The sequence below is a fragment of the Marinitoga arctica genome, assembly GCF_054657315.1.
Genome location: NZ_BAAHYY010000001.1, coordinates 1 through 16,293, shown reverse-complemented (window position 1 = coordinate 16,293; position 16,293 = coordinate 1). Strand labels below are relative to the sequence as shown.

The 16,293-nt window shown below is 27.1% G+C and carries 16 protein-coding genes; 7 read left to right on the top strand and 9 right to left on the bottom strand.

Features of this window, described 5'->3' with window-relative positions:
- The first annotated feature begins 21 nt into the window (after positions 1–21).
- The 6 genes from ACYQ44_RS00080 (at position 22) to ACYQ44_RS00055 (ending at position 8,091) form a co-directional block, all read left to right on the top strand.
- Positions 22–1,575, top strand: coding sequence for an acyl-CoA carboxylase subunit beta (locus tag ACYQ44_RS00080; protein ID WP_459994443.1), 1,554 nt, complete (start codon positions 22–24; stop codon positions 1,573–1,575).
- 14 nt (positions 1,576–1,589) lie between these two features.
- Positions 1,590–1,955: an OadG family protein gene (locus tag ACYQ44_RS00075; protein WP_459994442.1), complete on the top strand. Its 366-nt coding sequence runs from the start codon at positions 1,590–1,592 to the stop codon at positions 1,953–1,955.
- Entirely contained in the window at positions 1,952–2,356 is a 405-nt protein-coding gene (locus ACYQ44_RS00070; protein WP_459994441.1) for a biotin/lipoyl-containing protein, read from the top strand. The genes ACYQ44_RS00075 and ACYQ44_RS00070 overlap by 4 nt, the downstream gene beginning before the upstream one ends.
- 102 nt (positions 2,357–2,458) lie before the next feature.
- Positions 2,459–3,568: a THUMP domain-containing class I SAM-dependent RNA methyltransferase gene (locus ACYQ44_RS00065; protein WP_459994440.1), complete on the top strand. Its 1,110-nt coding sequence runs from the start codon at positions 2,459–2,461 to the stop codon at positions 3,566–3,568.
- 150 nt (positions 3,569–3,718) lie between these two features.
- Positions 3,719–5,500 carry an ABC transporter permease subunit gene (locus ACYQ44_RS00060; RefSeq protein WP_459994439.1) on the top strand — a complete coding sequence of 594 codons (1,782 nt, stop codon included), beginning with the start codon at positions 3,719–3,721 and terminating at the stop codon, positions 5,498–5,500.
- A complete protein-coding gene (locus ACYQ44_RS00055) occupies positions 5,500–8,091 on the top strand; it encodes a sugar ABC transporter permease (protein WP_459994438.1) in 2,592 nt (863 codons plus the stop codon). Before ACYQ44_RS00060 ends, ACYQ44_RS00055 begins: the two co-directional genes overlap by 1 nt.
- 26 nt (positions 8,092–8,117) lie before the next feature.
- On the opposite strand, the gene ACYQ44_RS00050 is transcribed toward ACYQ44_RS00055, so the two are convergent.
- From ACYQ44_RS00050 to ACYQ44_RS00015, 8 genes are read right to left on the bottom strand one after another with little or no spacing between them, the layout of a single operon-like run.
- Complete coding sequence (locus ACYQ44_RS00050) at positions 8,118–8,777, bottom strand: YigZ family protein (protein ID WP_459994437.1); 660 nt, start codon at positions 8,775–8,777, stop codon at positions 8,118–8,120.
- A gap of 35 nt (positions 8,778–8,812) precedes the next feature.
- Positions 8,813–9,760, bottom strand: a complete 948-nt coding sequence (gene fba, locus ACYQ44_RS00045; RefSeq protein ID WP_459994436.1) for a class II fructose-1,6-bisphosphate aldolase — start codon at positions 9,758–9,760, stop codon at positions 8,813–8,815.
- Positions 9,761–9,818: 58 nt separating this feature from the next.
- Positions 9,819–10,907, bottom strand: coding sequence for an AAA family ATPase (locus ACYQ44_RS00040; RefSeq protein WP_459994435.1), 1,089 nt, complete (start codon positions 10,905–10,907; stop codon positions 9,819–9,821).
- An 8-nt stretch (positions 10,908–10,915) separates the two neighbouring features.
- Positions 10,916–11,266, bottom strand: coding sequence for a hypothetical protein (locus ACYQ44_RS00035; RefSeq protein WP_459994434.1), 351 nt, complete (start codon positions 11,264–11,266; stop codon positions 10,916–10,918).
- The gene (locus ACYQ44_RS00030) at positions 11,250–12,611 is read right to left on the bottom strand and encodes a B12-binding domain-containing radical SAM protein (RefSeq protein WP_459994433.1); all 1,362 of its coding nucleotides are present in this window, start codon (positions 12,609–12,611) and stop codon (positions 11,250–11,252) included. Before ACYQ44_RS00030 ends, ACYQ44_RS00035 begins: the two co-directional genes overlap by 17 nt.
- The gene (locus ACYQ44_RS00025) at positions 12,611–13,378 is read right to left on the bottom strand and encodes a type III pantothenate kinase (protein WP_459994432.1); all 768 of its coding nucleotides are present in this window, start codon (positions 13,376–13,378) and stop codon (positions 12,611–12,613) included. Before ACYQ44_RS00025 ends, ACYQ44_RS00030 begins: the two co-directional genes overlap by 1 nt.
- Positions 13,379–13,383: 5 nt before the next feature.
- The gene (locus tag ACYQ44_RS00020; protein WP_459994431.1) at positions 13,384–14,406 is read right to left on the bottom strand and encodes an L-threonylcarbamoyladenylate synthase; all 1,023 of its coding nucleotides are present in this window, start codon (positions 14,404–14,406) and stop codon (positions 13,384–13,386) included.
- Between the two features lies 1 nt (position 14,407).
- The gene (locus ACYQ44_RS00015) at positions 14,408–14,758 is read right to left on the bottom strand and encodes a carboxymuconolactone decarboxylase family protein (RefSeq protein ID WP_459994430.1); all 351 of its coding nucleotides are present in this window, start codon (positions 14,756–14,758) and stop codon (positions 14,408–14,410) included.
- A gap of 111 nt (positions 14,759–14,869) precedes the next feature.
- On the opposite strand from ACYQ44_RS00015, the gene ACYQ44_RS00010 reads away from it, so the two are divergent.
- Complete coding sequence (locus ACYQ44_RS00010) at positions 14,870–15,238, top strand: VanZ family protein (RefSeq protein ID WP_459994429.1); 369 nt, start codon at positions 14,870–14,872, stop codon at positions 15,236–15,238.
- Between the two features lie 151 nt (positions 15,239–15,389).
- Here ACYQ44_RS00010 and ACYQ44_RS00005 read toward each other — a convergent pair whose 3' ends face one another.
- The gene (locus tag ACYQ44_RS00005; RefSeq protein ID WP_459994428.1) at positions 15,390–16,214 is read right to left on the bottom strand and encodes an SDH family Clp fold serine proteinase; all 825 of its coding nucleotides are present in this window, start codon (positions 16,212–16,214) and stop codon (positions 15,390–15,392) included.
- Positions 16,215–16,293: the final 79 nt, after the last annotated feature.

Below are 16,293 nucleotides of genomic sequence, written 5' to 3'. Positions count from 1 at the left end.
CCTCTGAAGGGAGTGTATTACATGGATGAAAAGTTCCAAGAAATTTATGAAGAATTTTTAAAAAGAAAAGAAAAATTACTTGAAGGTGGTGGCCATGAAAAAATAGAAAAACAACACAAATTAGGAAAATTAACTGCCCGCGAAAGAATTGAATTATTATTAGATGAAGGTTCTTTTGTTGAAACAGATTTATTCGTAAAACATAGAAGCACAAACTTTGGTTTAGATAAAAAATCATTCCCATATGATGGTGTAATAACAGGCGTAGGAACAATCAATGGTAAAAAAGTAGCTATTTATTCCCAAGATTTTACAGTTCAAGGTGGCTCTTTAGGTGAAATGCATGCTAAAAAAATAATGAAGCTACAGGATATGGCTATGAAATATGGCATGCCTATAATTGGTATCAACGACTCTGGTGGAGCTAGAATACAGGAAGGTGTTGATTCATTATATGGATATGGTGGTATTTTCTATAGAAATACCTTAGCTTCAGGGGTTATACCTCAAATTACAATTATTGCTGGCCCATGTGCTGGGGGTGCTGTTTATTCACCAGCAATAACAGATTTTATAATTATGGTAGATAAAACTTCTCAAATGTTTATCACTGGCCCACAAGTTATAAAAGCTGTTACAGGAGAAGATGTTGATAAGAACCAACTAGGCGGTGCTATGGCACATAATGCAAAAAGTGGAGTTGCTCATTTTGTTGCAAATTCTGATGAAGAAGCTATGAACATCGCTAAAAAAATATTATCTTATATTCCTTCAAATAATCTAGAAACTCCTGAAGATATAGAATTTGATAATAATTTTGATATACCTGAAAAAATATATGATATAGTTTCTCCTAATCCTAAAAAAGGATATGATGTAAGAGAAATATTGGATTTAGTATTAGATAAAAATTCTTTCTTTGAAGTACATGAATACTATGCACCAAATATTGTTGTTGGTTTTGGTAGACTTGGTGGGAAAAGTGTAGGTATTATTGCTAATCAGCCGAAATACTTAGCCGGAGCTTTAGACATTAATTCTTCAGATAAAGCAGCTCGTTTTATAAGATTCTGTGATGCTTTTAATATACCTTTAATTACTTTTGTAGATACTCCAGGATTTTTACCAGGTGTTAATCAAGAACATGGTGGCATAATTAGACATGGTGCTAAATTACTATATGCATATAGCGAGGCCACTGTTCCAAAATTAACTATAATTTTAAGAAAAGCCTATGGTGGTGCATATATTGCTATGGCTTCACAACATATTGGATCTGATTTTGTATTTGCATGGCCTACAGCAGAAATTGCTGTTATGGGCTCTGAAGGTGCTGCGAACATAATTTTTAGAAAAGATATTAAAAATTCCGAAACACCTGAAAAAACGAGATTGGAAAAAATAGAAGAATATAAAAAGGAATTTGCTAATCCTTATGTGGCTGCTGGAAGAGGTTATATAGAAGATGTTATCGATCCTAAAGAAACAAGAAAAATATTAATTCAAACATTATTTATGTCAGAATCAAAAGCAGAGCCAAGACCAAATAAAAAACATGGAAATATTCCATTATAATTGGTGGTGTAATTATGGGTAATGTATTATCTATTACTTTTGTAGGTATTGTGATTGTTTTTTTAGTATTATTCATTTTAAGTATGTTTTTTGTATTCTTTAGATTTCTTTCACCTAAAAATGAAAAAAAAGTAAAAAAAGAAATAAACATTCCTCATAAAGATCCTATACCAATTACAAATATTGATCTTCCCAAAGATGAGGATAATGAGTTAATTGCTGCTATTATGGGTGCTATTGCTGTTACCATGAAAGATAAATCTTATAAAATAAAGAGTATAAAGCCCGCTACTTTAACACAAAATAAAAAATATAGTATGTGGGGTATGTTACCGCCAGTTATTACATGGCGAGCAAAAAGATTAGGAGGGAGAAAATGATTAGAAAGTTTAATGTTAAAGTTAACGGAAAAAGTTATGAAGTTGAAGTTGAAGAATTAGGTGTTGAAAATACTGTTTCTCAACTATCTCAAACACAAAAAGTTGATACTGTCCCTACACCTCCTGTTCAAAAAGTTGAGGAAAAACCTAAACCTAAACCACAACCAGTTGCTACTTCTACCTCAGGTAGAAATGTTGTAAAAGCTCCTTTACCAGGTGTTGTTGTTGATATCAATGTTGCTGAAGGAAATAGGGTAGAAAAAGGACAAAAATTATTAGTTATAGAAGCAATGAAAATGGAGAATGAAATTTTAAGTGAATTTGATGGAGTTGTTGAAAAGGTACTTGTTAAAAAAGGTGATAGTATAGATGGTGATCAAGAATTAATTATAATTGCATAGTCAGCTTTAAGCTGACTATTTTTTATTAATAAATTTTTAACATAAAAAACTAATATATAGTATATAATTTAGAATAATTTAGAAAAACAAAAGAGGTGTAATATGGAATATATAGCTTTATGTGCCACTGGTTTAGAAAAAGTACTTTCAAATGAATTAAAAAAAATGAATTATAAAATAGAAAAAACAAAAGATGGAATGGTGTTTTTTTCTGGAAAAGATTATGATTATTATAATCTAAATTTAAATATTCGTACTGCTGAGCGCATTTTAATACAAATAGGAGAATTTCATGCAGAAACTTTTGATGAATTATATGATGGTATTATGAATTTATCACTATCCCATTTTCTACCTAAAAATGGAAAGATCATAATTGATAAAGTTAGATCTTCAAAATCCTTATTATATAATAAATCAGTTATACAATCTATAATAAAAAAAGCTATAGTAGAAAATTTAAAAAAGACTTACAATTTAAAAACATATTCGGAAGAGCATGGAATATATAAAATTAGGGCTTATTTAAAGAAAAATAATATTATATTAGCTTTAGATACTACAGGCGATGGGCTTCATAAAAGAGGTTATAGAAAATTAGTCAGCGAAGCTCCTTTAAGAGAAACTATTGCTGCAGCTATGATATTAAAAGCTGGTTGGAAAAGAAAATTTGCTTTGATAGATCCTTTTTGTGGTTCAGGTACAATTCCAATTGAGGCAGCTTTATATGGCTTAAATATTTCTCCAGGTTTATATCGTAATTTCTCTTTTGAATCTTGGAAAAACTATGATAAAAAAAGATTTGATACATTAAAAAAGCAGGCTAAAGAAGCAATAAAATATTCTGATTTAAAAATTTATGGGTTTGATAAAAACTATAAAATGATTGAAATTGCTTTAAAAAATTCACAAAATTTTGGACTTGATAAATTTATAAAATTTGAAAAAAGAAATATGGAAAGTATAAAATTAAACTATAGTAGTGGATATATTATAACTAATCCACCATATGGTATAAGACTAAATGATAAAACACATGCAGAAAAAATCTATGAACAAATGCGTTATTTAAGAAAAAACTATTCAAATTTTTATTTTTCAATAATCACATCACACGAAAATTTTGAATCATTTTTTGGAAAAAAAGCTGATAAAAAAAAGAAAATAATTAATGGTAATCAGATATCATATATATATGAGTTTAAAAATTAAACTATTAATAAGCTCTTTTAAGGGCTTATTTTTTTACATAATATTTTATTTTCAAATTGATAAAAAAGGTATTTTTATGTTATAATTATTAAGTATTTTTAATTAAAACAAAAAATCTAAGTTTTTCATACATTTTAAGGGAGGGACACCATGAAAACTCTTGGAAAAATTTTGTTGTACTCTATAATAGCTCTTATGAATGCTGGATTAGTGTGGTCTATTTTTATTTTATCAGGTTTAGGAAATTATGGATTAGCAGTTGTCATTGCAGCTTTTGTAGTATTAGCAAATGTGGCTATTTTCTCAAAAAAAGGATATCCATATAGATATACATTACCTGCAATGTTTTTCTTATTTATTTTAACTGTTTATCCTATATATTACACAGTTAAAACTGCTTTTACGGATTATGGAACAGGACATTTATTTACACGGGATCAGGCAATTCAAATACTTTTAAATGATCCTAATTATTTATTTGAACCAGAAAATGGAAATAGTTATAATTTCAGAATTTATGTAAATCTTGAAAATTTTAAACCTACAGAAGATTTTTTAATAATTCTTTACAATGATAATGAAATATTATTTTCTGAAAAACCAAAAGATATAACTTATAATTCAAAAGGAACCCCTAAAAACGCCGTATCAGAATTAGTTCCTGTAAACAAAAATAATATGACTGTTTCGATTAATGGAAACACATATACTGCATTTTTAAAACGGGAATTAGATGATACTTTTAAGAACCTACCTATTGAAGAAAAAATAAATAATATTCTTGGTTTTGAAACAGACAAAGGTAAAAAATATGTATATTTTTATTCTCCTACAGACTCTGAAACTTTTAAAAATGCCGCATTTTATAATTCTGTATTAAGACAAAAGTATCTTGGTGTTTTGGAACTTAAAAATTATGATAATAAAATATATAGACTTTCTTCGCGATATATATATAAAAAATTTTCAGAATCATATAGAATATACGAATTAAGAGTCAAACCTATTTTTATAAATAATAAAAAAACTTATAAAACTATTATCTTTAATACAAAGACAAATAAAGAATTAGTTGATAAAGATGGAGCATTTTGGGATTATAATGAAAAAGGAGAATTAATTAGATTAATTGGTTATACCTCTTTTATTGGAACATATCAATTTGATAGAATAAGAAAAGATCCTAAAATCTCTGGCCCTTTCTTAAAAATATTCACCTGGACATTTACCTATGCCGCTTTAAGTGTTTTATTTAGTTTTGTTATTGGTTTGATATTAGCATTAATGCTTAATGATAGGTTTATGAAAGGTAGAATATTGTATAGAACTCTCCTTATTATACCATGGGCTGTTCCAGCATTCATTTCGGTTTTAATATGGAGAAATGGTTTTTTTAATGAAACATACGGTATATTAAATAGATTTGTTATTTCCAATTTAGGATTAGAACCCATAAAATGGCTTAATGACCCTTTTTGGGCTAAAGTTTCTGTTTTAATTGTAAATACTTGGCTTGGATTTCCATATATGATGACTATCACTCTTGGTGCTTTACAAAGTATACCTGATGAATTATATGAAGCTTCTTCAATAGATGGAGCAACTAGGTGGACACAATTTAGAAAAATTACACTTCCATTATTAATGGTTTCTTTAACCCCTTTGCTTGTAAGTAGTTTTGCTTTTAATTTCAATAATTTTGTAAATATATATCTTTTAACAGGTGGTGGCCCTGCTATGCCTGGAGCTACGACTCCAGCAGGTTCAACTGATATTTTAATATCTTATACATATAAATTAGCTTTTGAAGGATCAAGAGGTCAAGATTTTGGTTTTGCTAGTGCAATATCTATTTTGATATTCGCAATAGTTTCTGCAATTAGTTATTTCAACTTCAAACTATCAGGTGCATTTGAAGAGGTGAGCAGATAATGGCTATGATACAAAAGAAAAATTATATATTAAGACATATATTTCTAATTATTGTTATTATACTTGTTTTATTTCCATTGGTTTGGGTTGTTACTACATCTATAAGAAGAGATAATGCAGCTTTTTCACCAAAACTCTTTTCATCACGAATAACTTTAAACTATTACAGAGATTTATTATTTCCAAGAGCAACTGTACCTGAACTAATAAAAGATATAAATGGAACTTCTCATTTTATAGGTGAAAATGCACGTTTAAGTCTTGAAGATGCAAATAAAAAGTTAAATGAGGAATTATCTGACTTTAATAATTATATTTTACAAACTAACACATACTTAAATGACATTGATACTTACTTTAACAATTTGCTTGATTCTTTAAATAGCAGTAAAGATAATATAATTAAGGATATTAATAATTCAAGAGAAATATTATTAAATAAACTAAAAGATTTTGAAGAAGTTATATTATCTGATATTAATACAGAAATTATATCCGATAAACTCAAATTTCTAAAAAAAGATATAGATGAATATTATTCATTAAGAAATAATATATTTACTTTACTAAGTAAAATAAAAGTAACACCAAAAAATGTAGTATATTATAAAAATACATTATCAACATTATATTCTACAAAACCAAATTACACCTTATGGAAAATCAAAACATATAAAAAATGGATAAAAATTGATGATAATAAAAATATTGTAGATTTAGAACCTATGGTAAAAGAACTTTCAAACAAATGGAAATCTATCTTAAATAATGCAAAAAATATCGACTTATATTTTGAAACACTGGAAAAAGAAATTCTTGGTAAAGATTTAGAAAATATTAATACTTATGAAACTCAAATAAAAGATATACAAAAAAATATTTCTCTTGTTAAATATAATATTTCCCAAATTCAACCTTTAGTTATAAAATACAACAAAGACCTCATATCATTACTAGATATTTATGCACCAAATAGTTCAAAAATTGAATCTGCCATAAATTTATTTAAAAAATACAAACAAAATAAAGTTTCAAATAACAACGTTATGTCTATGTATAATGATATAGAAAACATAGCTGAAACTTTTTTAAAAATAAATGAAAATATGCAAAGTTTTGGAGATTTAGAAATTTATAAAAGTATAGTTGATTCATATACAACATCCTTTACATGGTTAAAAAATAATTTAGAATATATTAACCCTGAATTAGACTACGTTTCACCAGCATACAAAACATTGGTTGAAACTATAAAAAGCATTAAAACTACATTAGATACCTTATATTCTTTAACTATAAATTTAAAAACTGATCTTGAAAAACTTGGAAATTATCAAAATAAACTAAATGAATTAAATTCAAGTTTAGTAGAAACACAAACAAAATATAATGAAATATATAATAAAAATAAATCGACTTTAGAAAATTTTGAAAAATTAAAAAAATATGGCGAATTTACCATAATAAAAACCATATCTGAAAAATCTATTACAAACTATTATGAATCAGAATATTTTGCTGATATTTTAATTTCAAAATTATATCCATATTATAAACCGTCGAAAAAAGATTTAAATATCTTTGAACTAAGAAAAGATATAGAAGAATCTTATGAAAAATTTATATCCAGTAAAACATCTTTTGAAAATATCATTGCTGAAATAAAGCCAAATCTTGAAAAACTTGAAAATAATTCATATGATTATCTGAAAATTAATTATGGTGGTTATACAGCAGATATTTTACCAATAATAGAAATATCGTCAATATATAATTCAAAATTTGGTCCTGCCAAAGCTGATATATCCAGAGCTTCAAGAATAGTATCAGATCTAGCTGATTCTGTAAAATATAAGTCATTAAAAACTAATTTGAAAAATATTGATAAAAATATCTACAATCTCTTAGATAATTGGAATCCAAAACAAAGGAAACCTTTCTTAAGGTGGTTATTAAACTCTATTATTGTAGCAGGTTTAACATCTATTTTAACTGTTATGATAACCTCTGTAGCAGCTTATCCATTTAGTAGAATGAGATTTTTTGGAAGAAAAGAAGGATTATTATATTTAATGCTTATTCAAATGTTTCCAGCGATAATGTATATGATTGCATTATATGGAATGCTTAAATTCATGGGTGATTATTTTGGAGTAATTGGTCTTGACACACTTTCAGGTTTAATTTTCGTATATCTTGGTGGGGTTTCATTTAATATGTGGTTAATAAAAGGATATTATGATACTATACCAGATTCTCTTGAAGAATCAGCTATGATTGATGGTGCTACAAGATTTCAAACATTTTGGTTAATTGTGTTACCATTGGCATCACCTATTTTAGCTGTTGTGACTATATTATCTTTCATGGGTACATTTAATGAATTCGTATTAGCAAGAATTATTTTATCAAGTGAAAATAATTATACATATGCTGTTGGTCTACAAACCTTTACTTCAGGACCTTTCGAGACAGAGTGGGGGTTATTTACCGCTGCAGCATTGCTTGGCGCAGTTCCAATGGTATTATTATTCCTATCAATGCAAAAATATCTTGTAGGTGGGTTAACTCAAGGATCAGTAAAAGGCTAATAAATAGTCCCAGCTAATTGCTGGGACTATTTTTCAATACCAATTTCTTCCGTTCCTAAATATTTTACTTTACCTTTGTTTTTTAATATTAACCAAATCTCTTCTTCCCTATTTTCTTCAATAGCAATTTCAAATGTTACTTCTGCCATAAATTCATTTTTTATTATATTCCAACCATTTAATCTTTTTAATAATCTTTCAATTTCTGCATATTTTGAATAATCAGTAATTACTTGATATATTTTCAAATTAATATATTTACCTATTTTAGAACTTTTTATCGTTTTTTCCGCACATTGTGAATAAGCATCTATTAAACCTCGTACACCTAATTTTACGCCACCAAAATATCGTGTCACTACAATTGCTATATTCTTTAAATTATATTTTTCTATAACTCCAAATATTGGTTTTCCAGCTGTTCCAGAGGGTTCCCCATCATCAGAATAGTTAAATTTAATATCATCTATTTTATATGCCCAGCAATTATGGGTTGCATTTCTATATTTTGTAGATATTTCTTTTATAAATTCCTTCGCTGCTTCCTCTGTATGAACTTTTTTCACATTACCAATAAACTCTGATCTTTTTATTTTTATTGTAGTTTCTACTGAATTTAGAATTGAATAATATATTTCTCTCACCCCTTTGATAATTATTATACTATAAATTATAATATAATTCATCAAAAAAATCCCGGCACTTGCCGGGATTAATTAGTTTAAAATAATTCTGCTTTTCCTGCTGAACCAAGAACTTCCATTCTATCTGTAATAACTTTAATTGTATATTCTCTAGCTAATTTAAAATATTTTCTTGGATCAAATTCTTTTGGATTAGCATTTAAAAATTCTCTTAATCCAGCTATAAAAGCTATTCTTAGATCCGTATCTGTATTAACTTTATTAATTCCACATTTTACTGCTTCTTTTAATATTTCTGAAGGAACACCTTTTGCTCCACCAAAATCTGCTCCATGTTTTTCAGCGATTTCAACAAATTCTGGAACCACTGATGAGGCTCCATGTAATACCAATGGTCTTTTTACATATTCTTTTACCTTTTTTATTCTATCATAATCAATTTTAGCAGTACCTTTGAATTTAAAAGCTCCATGTGATGTCCCTACTGCAGGAGCAAGAAAATCTACATCAGTTTCTTCAACAAAAATCTTTGCTTCTTCTGGATCAACTAATACATTTTCTGCTGCAACAGCCTCATCTTCTATACCTGCTAATTGCCCTAATTCAGCTTCAACAGAAACACCTGCTGCATGAGCAAATTTAACAATTTCTTTTGTTATTTTCATATTTTCTTCAAAAGGATGTTCGGAAGCATCAATCATAACTGAAGAATATCCTGCTTTAATAGCTGCGACAATATATTCAAAGCTTTTACCATGATCTAGATGTAAAGCTACAGGGATATCTACTTCATCAGCAAAAGTTTTTACCATTTTTACAAAAATTTCTGCACCTTTTCTAAAATCTCCATTCCCTGCGTATTTCATTGCACCTTGACTTGTTTCAATTATAACAGGAGAATTCATTTTTACCCCAGCTTCAATTATATAATGCAGAAATTCTAAATTATTAATATTTAAAGCTGGAACTCCATAACCATGTTTATCAGCATGTTCTAAAATAATTTTTGTGTTTACATAAGGCATTTTAACCCCTCCCAGTAAGTAATTTATAATAAATCTAAGTAATTATATCATAATACTGTTAAATCTCTTCTAACCAATTTACATTATCTAAAACAATAGCCAACTCTTCAAATAATTTTTCGAAAAATGCTTTTTTTAAACCTTTATTTTTGTTTACAAAATGATCTATATTTCTTAAAATAGAATACGCTGAATCTTTAGAAATAATTGAAGACAATTTTTTTATATTTTTAGCCATCAATTTATGTTCAGAATTATCTAGTATTTTTACCATTTCATCTTCTTCAAGATTTTCAAAATATTTATTTAATCTTAATATCATAGAATTTTTTTCATCAATATTCATATTTTTTATCCTCTTGATTAAATTTTCATCTAATTCTAAAAGTATTTTTTCAGGAGCTGGTATATTACTTTTACTTTCTAAATAATTTATAAAAGTTCTTGCAGCTTCAGGACCCACAATTCCAGATGCAAGTATATACACATATTCTTTTATTTCTTCTTTAGACAAATTATTTAAAACTTTACTTAATTTATACCAACTTCTTGGACTTGGTTTTAAATCTAATCTGAATGAAACACTTTTTCCATTTGAAATGAATTCAGGATATTCTTCTATGAAAGAAATAATTTCACTCATAACATTTTGATTATTTGCCCATTGACTCCATTCATTCGCTTCAGGATTTAAACTTAAATGAAAAAATCTTGACATAAATGCCGGATCTGTAATTAAATCTACTTGGTCATAATCATCATCTGGAGGATTAGCAGCTGCCATGATCCATGTTCCTTTCGGTAATACGTGATTATGTATTCTCCTATCTAATAATAATTGCATTATAGCATTTCTTATAGATCTATGAGCTCTATTAATTTCATCAATCATTATAATTGTATTATCTTTTTCTGGCCACCAATCAGGTTTTAAAAATACTGTTTTATCCTCGTTTTTTGAAGGTAATCCAATTAAATCGCCTGGCTCCATTTGGGAAATAACTAATATAATTAATTCTCTACCTGTTTCTAATGCTATATCTCTCGCTATATCAGTCTTTCCTACACCAAAATGCCCCCAAATTAATGGAATTTCACCTGATTCCATAATTTTTTTTGACAAAAATTTTACATCGCTTGGCTTCATTTAATCACCTACCCGTTAGAATTAAATCTTCTTTTTGAAAACTCTTCTTGAATTTTCATATATCCATTTTTAATAGCTCTTCTACCAGTATTTGCTGTTTTTAATTGATTTTTGATTTTCCCCATTTCATTTTGAATTTCAATAATTCTTTTCTTATCATCATTTAATAATTTATTTATACGATTTTGAATTAAATCAGAAGAAGAGTAAATTGCCATTTTTTCTAAAATTTTTTTTCTTTGATCCAATATCTTTGGCAATGTTTCAAAATCCTCATTGATAATAATTCTGTCTATTAATTTTTCTATATTATCTAAACTTTCTATTATTTTTTGTATTTCTTCAAGATTTTCCTCCATGTTTAATCCCTCTTTTCATTTTTACTTCTCTTAAATACGCCTTTATACTTTCAATTTCATCTACATTCATCCCATATTTCCACCAATATGGCAAAAAAGAATTATTTAATAATAATGGATCTATATTATGTTCAAGCCATCCTTTTGAAACTAATTCATTATATTGCGGTGTATTTGGAATTGGAGTAAACTCATTTACAGATGGAATTATTCCTAAATTTTGACAAAAATCTATACCTCTTAATACATCTTCAACTTTTTGTCCTGGTAAATTTGCCATTATATATGCAGAAGTTTCTATTAATCCTTCATTTAATAATAAAGTTGCTGCTCTTTTTAAATCATCATTTGTTACTTTCCCACCTGTTTTCTTTTGCATTTCTTCATCTGAAGTTTCATATCCTAATTTAATAACTTTAAAATTTGCTTTTGAAAACAATTTAGCTGTTTTTTCATCAACCAATTTTGCATGTATTCCATTTGGCAGATGATATCTAACATTGAATTTTGATAATTCATATAATAATTCATTTTTTTTCGGATGTATTAAAAAAGCATCATCAAAAAATACTACATCGGTTACTGGCTTTTCCTTAAGAATGTTTTCAAGTCCATTGATTATATTTTTTACACTTTTTCTTTGATATTTCCACATTCTTGGAGTAACACAATATGTACATTTAAAAGGACATCCTATAGATGAAGTAATAACTATATTAGGTATACTTCCTTCATACAATTCATATGCCGGTTCTAATTTTTCAAACCAATCTATTTCTTCAATTTCACAATTATAATATTCAAGAACCTTTTTAATTGCAATATTTCCTGTCCCATTAATAACATGAACATTTAATTTTTCAAATTGTTTTTTTGCATGTAATGGCATTATATTTACATATATTCCACCAAGAAAAATTGGTTTATCCGGGAAAACTTCTCTTATCGTTTCAATTGTTTTATATACACCATAATACCAATATGTCATTACTGAGGTTACAAGTATTCCATCTACATTATCAATTTTTTTTAATCTTTGTACAAACTCTGATTTTGGTAAACCATATCTTTTAAATTTTCTCGGTATATTCTCTAATATGCTAGGTTTTTCAACTTCTTCATAATAAAATTTACCAGTACCATAATACTTATCTTTTACAAGATTGTTTTCTATAAAAAATTTATCATATCGATTCATTAAATCTATCAAGGAAACCTCAAACCCATTATTTTTTAATATACTCCCTATATATAATAATCCTAATGGTTTCAACCAAAAATCATAAGCTGCTGTATCATATATCCAAGGATTTACTAATAAAAAGTGTTTTGATGAATATTTCATCAATCTACTCCTTTCATTAATTCATAAAAAACATTCAGTCCTTTCAATGTTAAGTAAGGATCATAATTACTAAATTCTGGAATTATATTTTGTAATGACTTACCTATTCCACCAGTAATCACAATATCAAATTTTGTTTTATATTCTTTTTCTATATCCTTTAATAATTGTTGTATCCCATATACAACAGTTTTTATTATACCTATTTGTATATTATCTATTGTATTTTTACCTACAGAATAATCAAGAAATTTCAATTCTACTTGGGGTAATTTTGCCGTTTTAGAAAATAAAGCCATCATCTGTGTTTTTATACCCGGAATTATAGAACCTCCAATAAAATTTCCTTTATATAGTACATCTATTGTAATAGCTGTACCAAAATCAATTGATATAGCATTATCACTATAATATTCTTTTAAGGCAAGTGCATTTGCAATCCTATCTGCACCCACTTCATTTGGATAATCCACTAATAATTTCATATTATTTAAATTATTTGAATTAACAAAAACTGCATCTACAGAAAAATATTTTTGAGCAACCTTACCTAAAATATAATTTATTGAAGGTACTACTGAAGATATCACTACAGAATCTATATTACTTTCGTTTATATTCTCTCTATTAAATAAGGGAATTAAATGTGAATATAATTCATCTTCAGTTTCAAATGATTTTGTTCCTATTCGCCATGTGTTTAAAAATTTTCCATCATAAATACCTATAACTATATGAGTATTTCCAACATCAAATAAAAGTCTCAAATTTATTACCTCCTGATCTCAGAAGCAGCTTTTCTTAATCTATTCATTATTGATATACCCAATCCCTTATCTTCTACACCTTCTATTATAATTACATCGTTTTCAGTTTTATCTGCAGTTCTTAAAATATTAAATAATTTAACCGCTATTTCAAAATAATCCTCTTTTTTACCTGAAATCATTATATCATAATTATTAAAATATTTCTTATCTTCTTCAAATACAACCAGCAAAGGAGACTTATAATTATCAATTATTTCTTTTATTATATCTATTCTCTTTTGAGAATATTCAACCAATATTGTTTTCTTATTAGGTGCATAATGTCGATATTTCATTCCTGGTGCCTTTGCTATATCAACCTTTCCTTTTCCGTAAATAAAATCTGGAACTACTATATCGCCAAATACTTCTTTTAATTTTTCAGGAACAATCGGACCTGGTCTTAATAAAGTGGGAATATCTTCTGTTAAATCGATTACAGTTGATTCTAAACCAAAATCAACATCTCCACCATCAATAATTATATCAACTCTGCCATACATATCCTCTATAACATGTTCAGCAATTGTGGGGCTTGGTTTCCCGGATAAATTTGCACTTGGTGCTGCTATGGGAACTCCAGACATTTCTATCAAGCTTCTAACTATAGGATGTGCTGGAATTCTAACCGCAACTGTATCTCTATTAGCTGTTATTATATCAGGAACAATGCTTCTCTTTTTTAAAACAAAGGTAATAGGACCAGGAATAAAAATTTTAATTTTTTCTAATATTTTATCATCTATATATGCATATTTATTAATCATTTTTATTGAATTTAAATGTATAATTAAGGGATTATCTGCAGGTCTTCCCTTAGCAATATAAATTTTTTTTACAGCATTTACATTCAATGCATTTGCTCCTAGACCATATACAGTTTCAGTAGGGAAAACCACTAAATTTCCTAACTTAATTTTTTCAGCAGCAATATTTATTTTTTTCAAATCTATATCAAAAGGATTTATTTTCAAAATTTGAGTCATATTACTCTCCTCTAATTTCTTTTTTTGCTTCTTCTAAAAATGCTACAGCTTCTCTTAAATGTGGTATGACTATCGAACCTCCAACTATTAATGCTATATCAAATACCTCATAGAATTCTTTGTCTGTTACTCCTTCTTCTAAACATCTTTTTATATGATATGCTATACACCCTTCACATCTTAATACCATTGAAGCAACTAATCCTAACATTTCTTTATATTTTGTAGGTATTGCACCATCTCTATACACAGCACCATCTAAATTAAAAAATCTTTTTGTATTTAATGTACCATTTTCCAATATTTTTTCATTCATTTTTTCTCTAAATTCATTAAATTCATTTAATTTCATGTAATCGCCTCCTTTTAATGATTATAATAAATTATATCATATAATATAATTTAATTATTTTAAAATTAAATTATAAGATTTTTATGATATAATTTTTTGAGGAGGTAAATTATGAAGATGAAAAAAAGAAAGCTATTATGGGATATTCTTTTTATAGTATATTTAATTATTTTAATATATTTTGCTACTACACCAAAACCACCTTTTAATTATTCGAGATTTACAGGTGAAGATAAAATGTGGCATTTTTTAGCATACGCCGGAGGAATGTTTTTATTTTTAAAATCGTATTTTCATAGAAAAATTTTTCTATATATTTTTAGCAGTATTATTTTTATTCTTCCTATTGCAAGTGAATATATCCAAGCATTATCTCCATATAGATATTTTTCTATATATGATTCTTTATTTAGTTATTTAGGAATTTTTTCAGTGTTATCTTTTTTCTTATTATACAAAAAATTAAAAGTTAAAATATAAATAAAAAGTTGAAATATGATAATATATTGATAAAATCAAAATGGATAGTAAACATAGAGACTCTTACCAGTTTCTATGCTTCTATCCATTTATTATAGAAAAAATATATTAATTATGCTCAGATTATATAATAATTTATACTTCTACAAAATTATTTTTTATTTGTGTAGGATACAAATTCTACAGTTCCTCTTTGTCTTACAGGTTGAGAATATAAATCCATTAAAGCATATACCTCTTCTAGCATATCTGTTGAAACATTTAATCCAAGTTCTTTTGCTTCTTCTACTGTAATAGGATAATCATGAGTCCATCTTCCTTCAGTTAAAGTTTGTGAAAGCTCCTTAGCCTTATTTTCATCCATGTCATCTTTTAATATATTAAAAATAAAATTTTGAACCTGAGAAATAGATTTTTTTGCTACATCTGCTAATATAAGTGTTTGATCGTCAACCTTATCAACACCCTTTTGTTCTACAGCTTTTACAATACTTGGAGCAGGGTTTTGTCCTAATTGTGGATCTACAGGACCTAACACAGCATGTTCATCCATAATTATTTGATTTGCAGCTAAAGAAATTAAAGTCCCTCCACTCATTGCATAATGTGGAACAATAACTCTTGTTTCCGATGGATGATCATGCAAAGCTTTAGCTATTTGTGTTGCAGCTAAAACAAGTCCTCCTGGTGTATGAATAATTAAATCAATAGGCTTATCTTTTGGAGCTTTTCTAATAGCTCTTAGAATTTCTTCACTATCTTCCACATTTATATATTTGTAAAAAGAAAAACCTAAAAAACCCATGCTCTCTTGTCTATGAATTAAAGTTATAACTGTAGAGTTTCTTTTTTTGGACAAAGAAGATAATAAACTCTTCCTTCCTGCTATTAATTGTGCAAATTTCATTTGTGGTCCCATTAAAACATAAAAAATAAAAATCCACCATAATAATGTCCCTAAAAATCCTGTTGTCATCTTATCCCTCCAATTAAAAAATTTTATTATTATAATTATATCATTTTTTGAAGGGAAAAAATAACTATTATGTAAACAA

Excerpts from the sequence above, each read along its gene's own strand:
- ACYQ44_RS00080 (WP_459994443.1), top strand. The coding sequence starts at position 22 with ATGGATGAAAAGTTCCAAGAAATTTATGAAGAATTTTTAAAAAGAAAA.
- ACYQ44_RS00060 (WP_459994439.1), top strand. The coding sequence starts at position 3,719 with ATGAAAACTCTTGGAAAAATTTTGTTGTACTCTATAATAGCTCTTATG.
- ACYQ44_RS00010 (WP_459994429.1), top strand. The coding sequence starts at position 14,870 with ATGAAGATGAAAAAAAGAAAGCTATTATGGGATATTCTTTTTATAGTA.
- ACYQ44_RS00055 (WP_459994438.1), top strand. The coding sequence starts at position 5,500 with ATGGCTATGATACAAAAGAAAAATTATATATTAAGACATATATTTCTA.
- ACYQ44_RS00075 (WP_459994442.1), top strand. The coding sequence starts at position 1,590 with ATGGGTAATGTATTATCTATTACTTTTGTAGGTATTGTGATTGTTTTT.
- ACYQ44_RS00035 (WP_459994434.1), bottom strand. The coding sequence starts at position 11,266 with ATGGAGGAAAATCTTGAAGAAATACAAAAAATAATAGAAAGTTTAGAT.
- fba (WP_459994436.1), bottom strand. The coding sequence starts at position 9,760 with ATGCCTTATGTAAACACAAAAATTATTTTAGAACATGCTGATAAACAT.
- ACYQ44_RS00050 (WP_459994437.1), bottom strand. The coding sequence starts at position 8,777 with ATGAATTATATTATAATTTATAGTATAATAATTATCAAAGGGGTGAGA.
- ACYQ44_RS00020 (WP_459994431.1), bottom strand. The coding sequence starts at position 14,406 with ATGACTCAAATTTTGAAAATAAATCCTTTTGATATAGATTTGAAAAAA.
- ACYQ44_RS00070 (WP_459994441.1), top strand. The coding sequence starts at position 1,952 with ATGATTAGAAAGTTTAATGTTAAAGTTAACGGAAAAAGTTATGAAGTT.
- ACYQ44_RS00030 (WP_459994433.1), bottom strand. The coding sequence starts at position 12,611 with ATGAAATATTCATCAAAACACTTTTTATTAGTAAATCCTTGGATATAT.
- ACYQ44_RS00040 (WP_459994435.1), bottom strand. The coding sequence starts at position 10,907 with ATGAAGCCAAGCGATGTAAAATTTTTGTCAAAAAAAATTATGGAATCA.
- ACYQ44_RS00065 (WP_459994440.1), top strand. The coding sequence starts at position 2,459 with ATGGAATATATAGCTTTATGTGCCACTGGTTTAGAAAAAGTACTTTCA.
- ACYQ44_RS00015 (WP_459994430.1), bottom strand. The coding sequence starts at position 14,758 with ATGAAATTAAATGAATTTAATGAATTTAGAGAAAAAATGAATGAAAAA.
- ACYQ44_RS00005 (WP_459994428.1), bottom strand. The coding sequence starts at position 16,214 with ATGACAACAGGATTTTTAGGGACATTATTATGGTGGATTTTTATTTTT.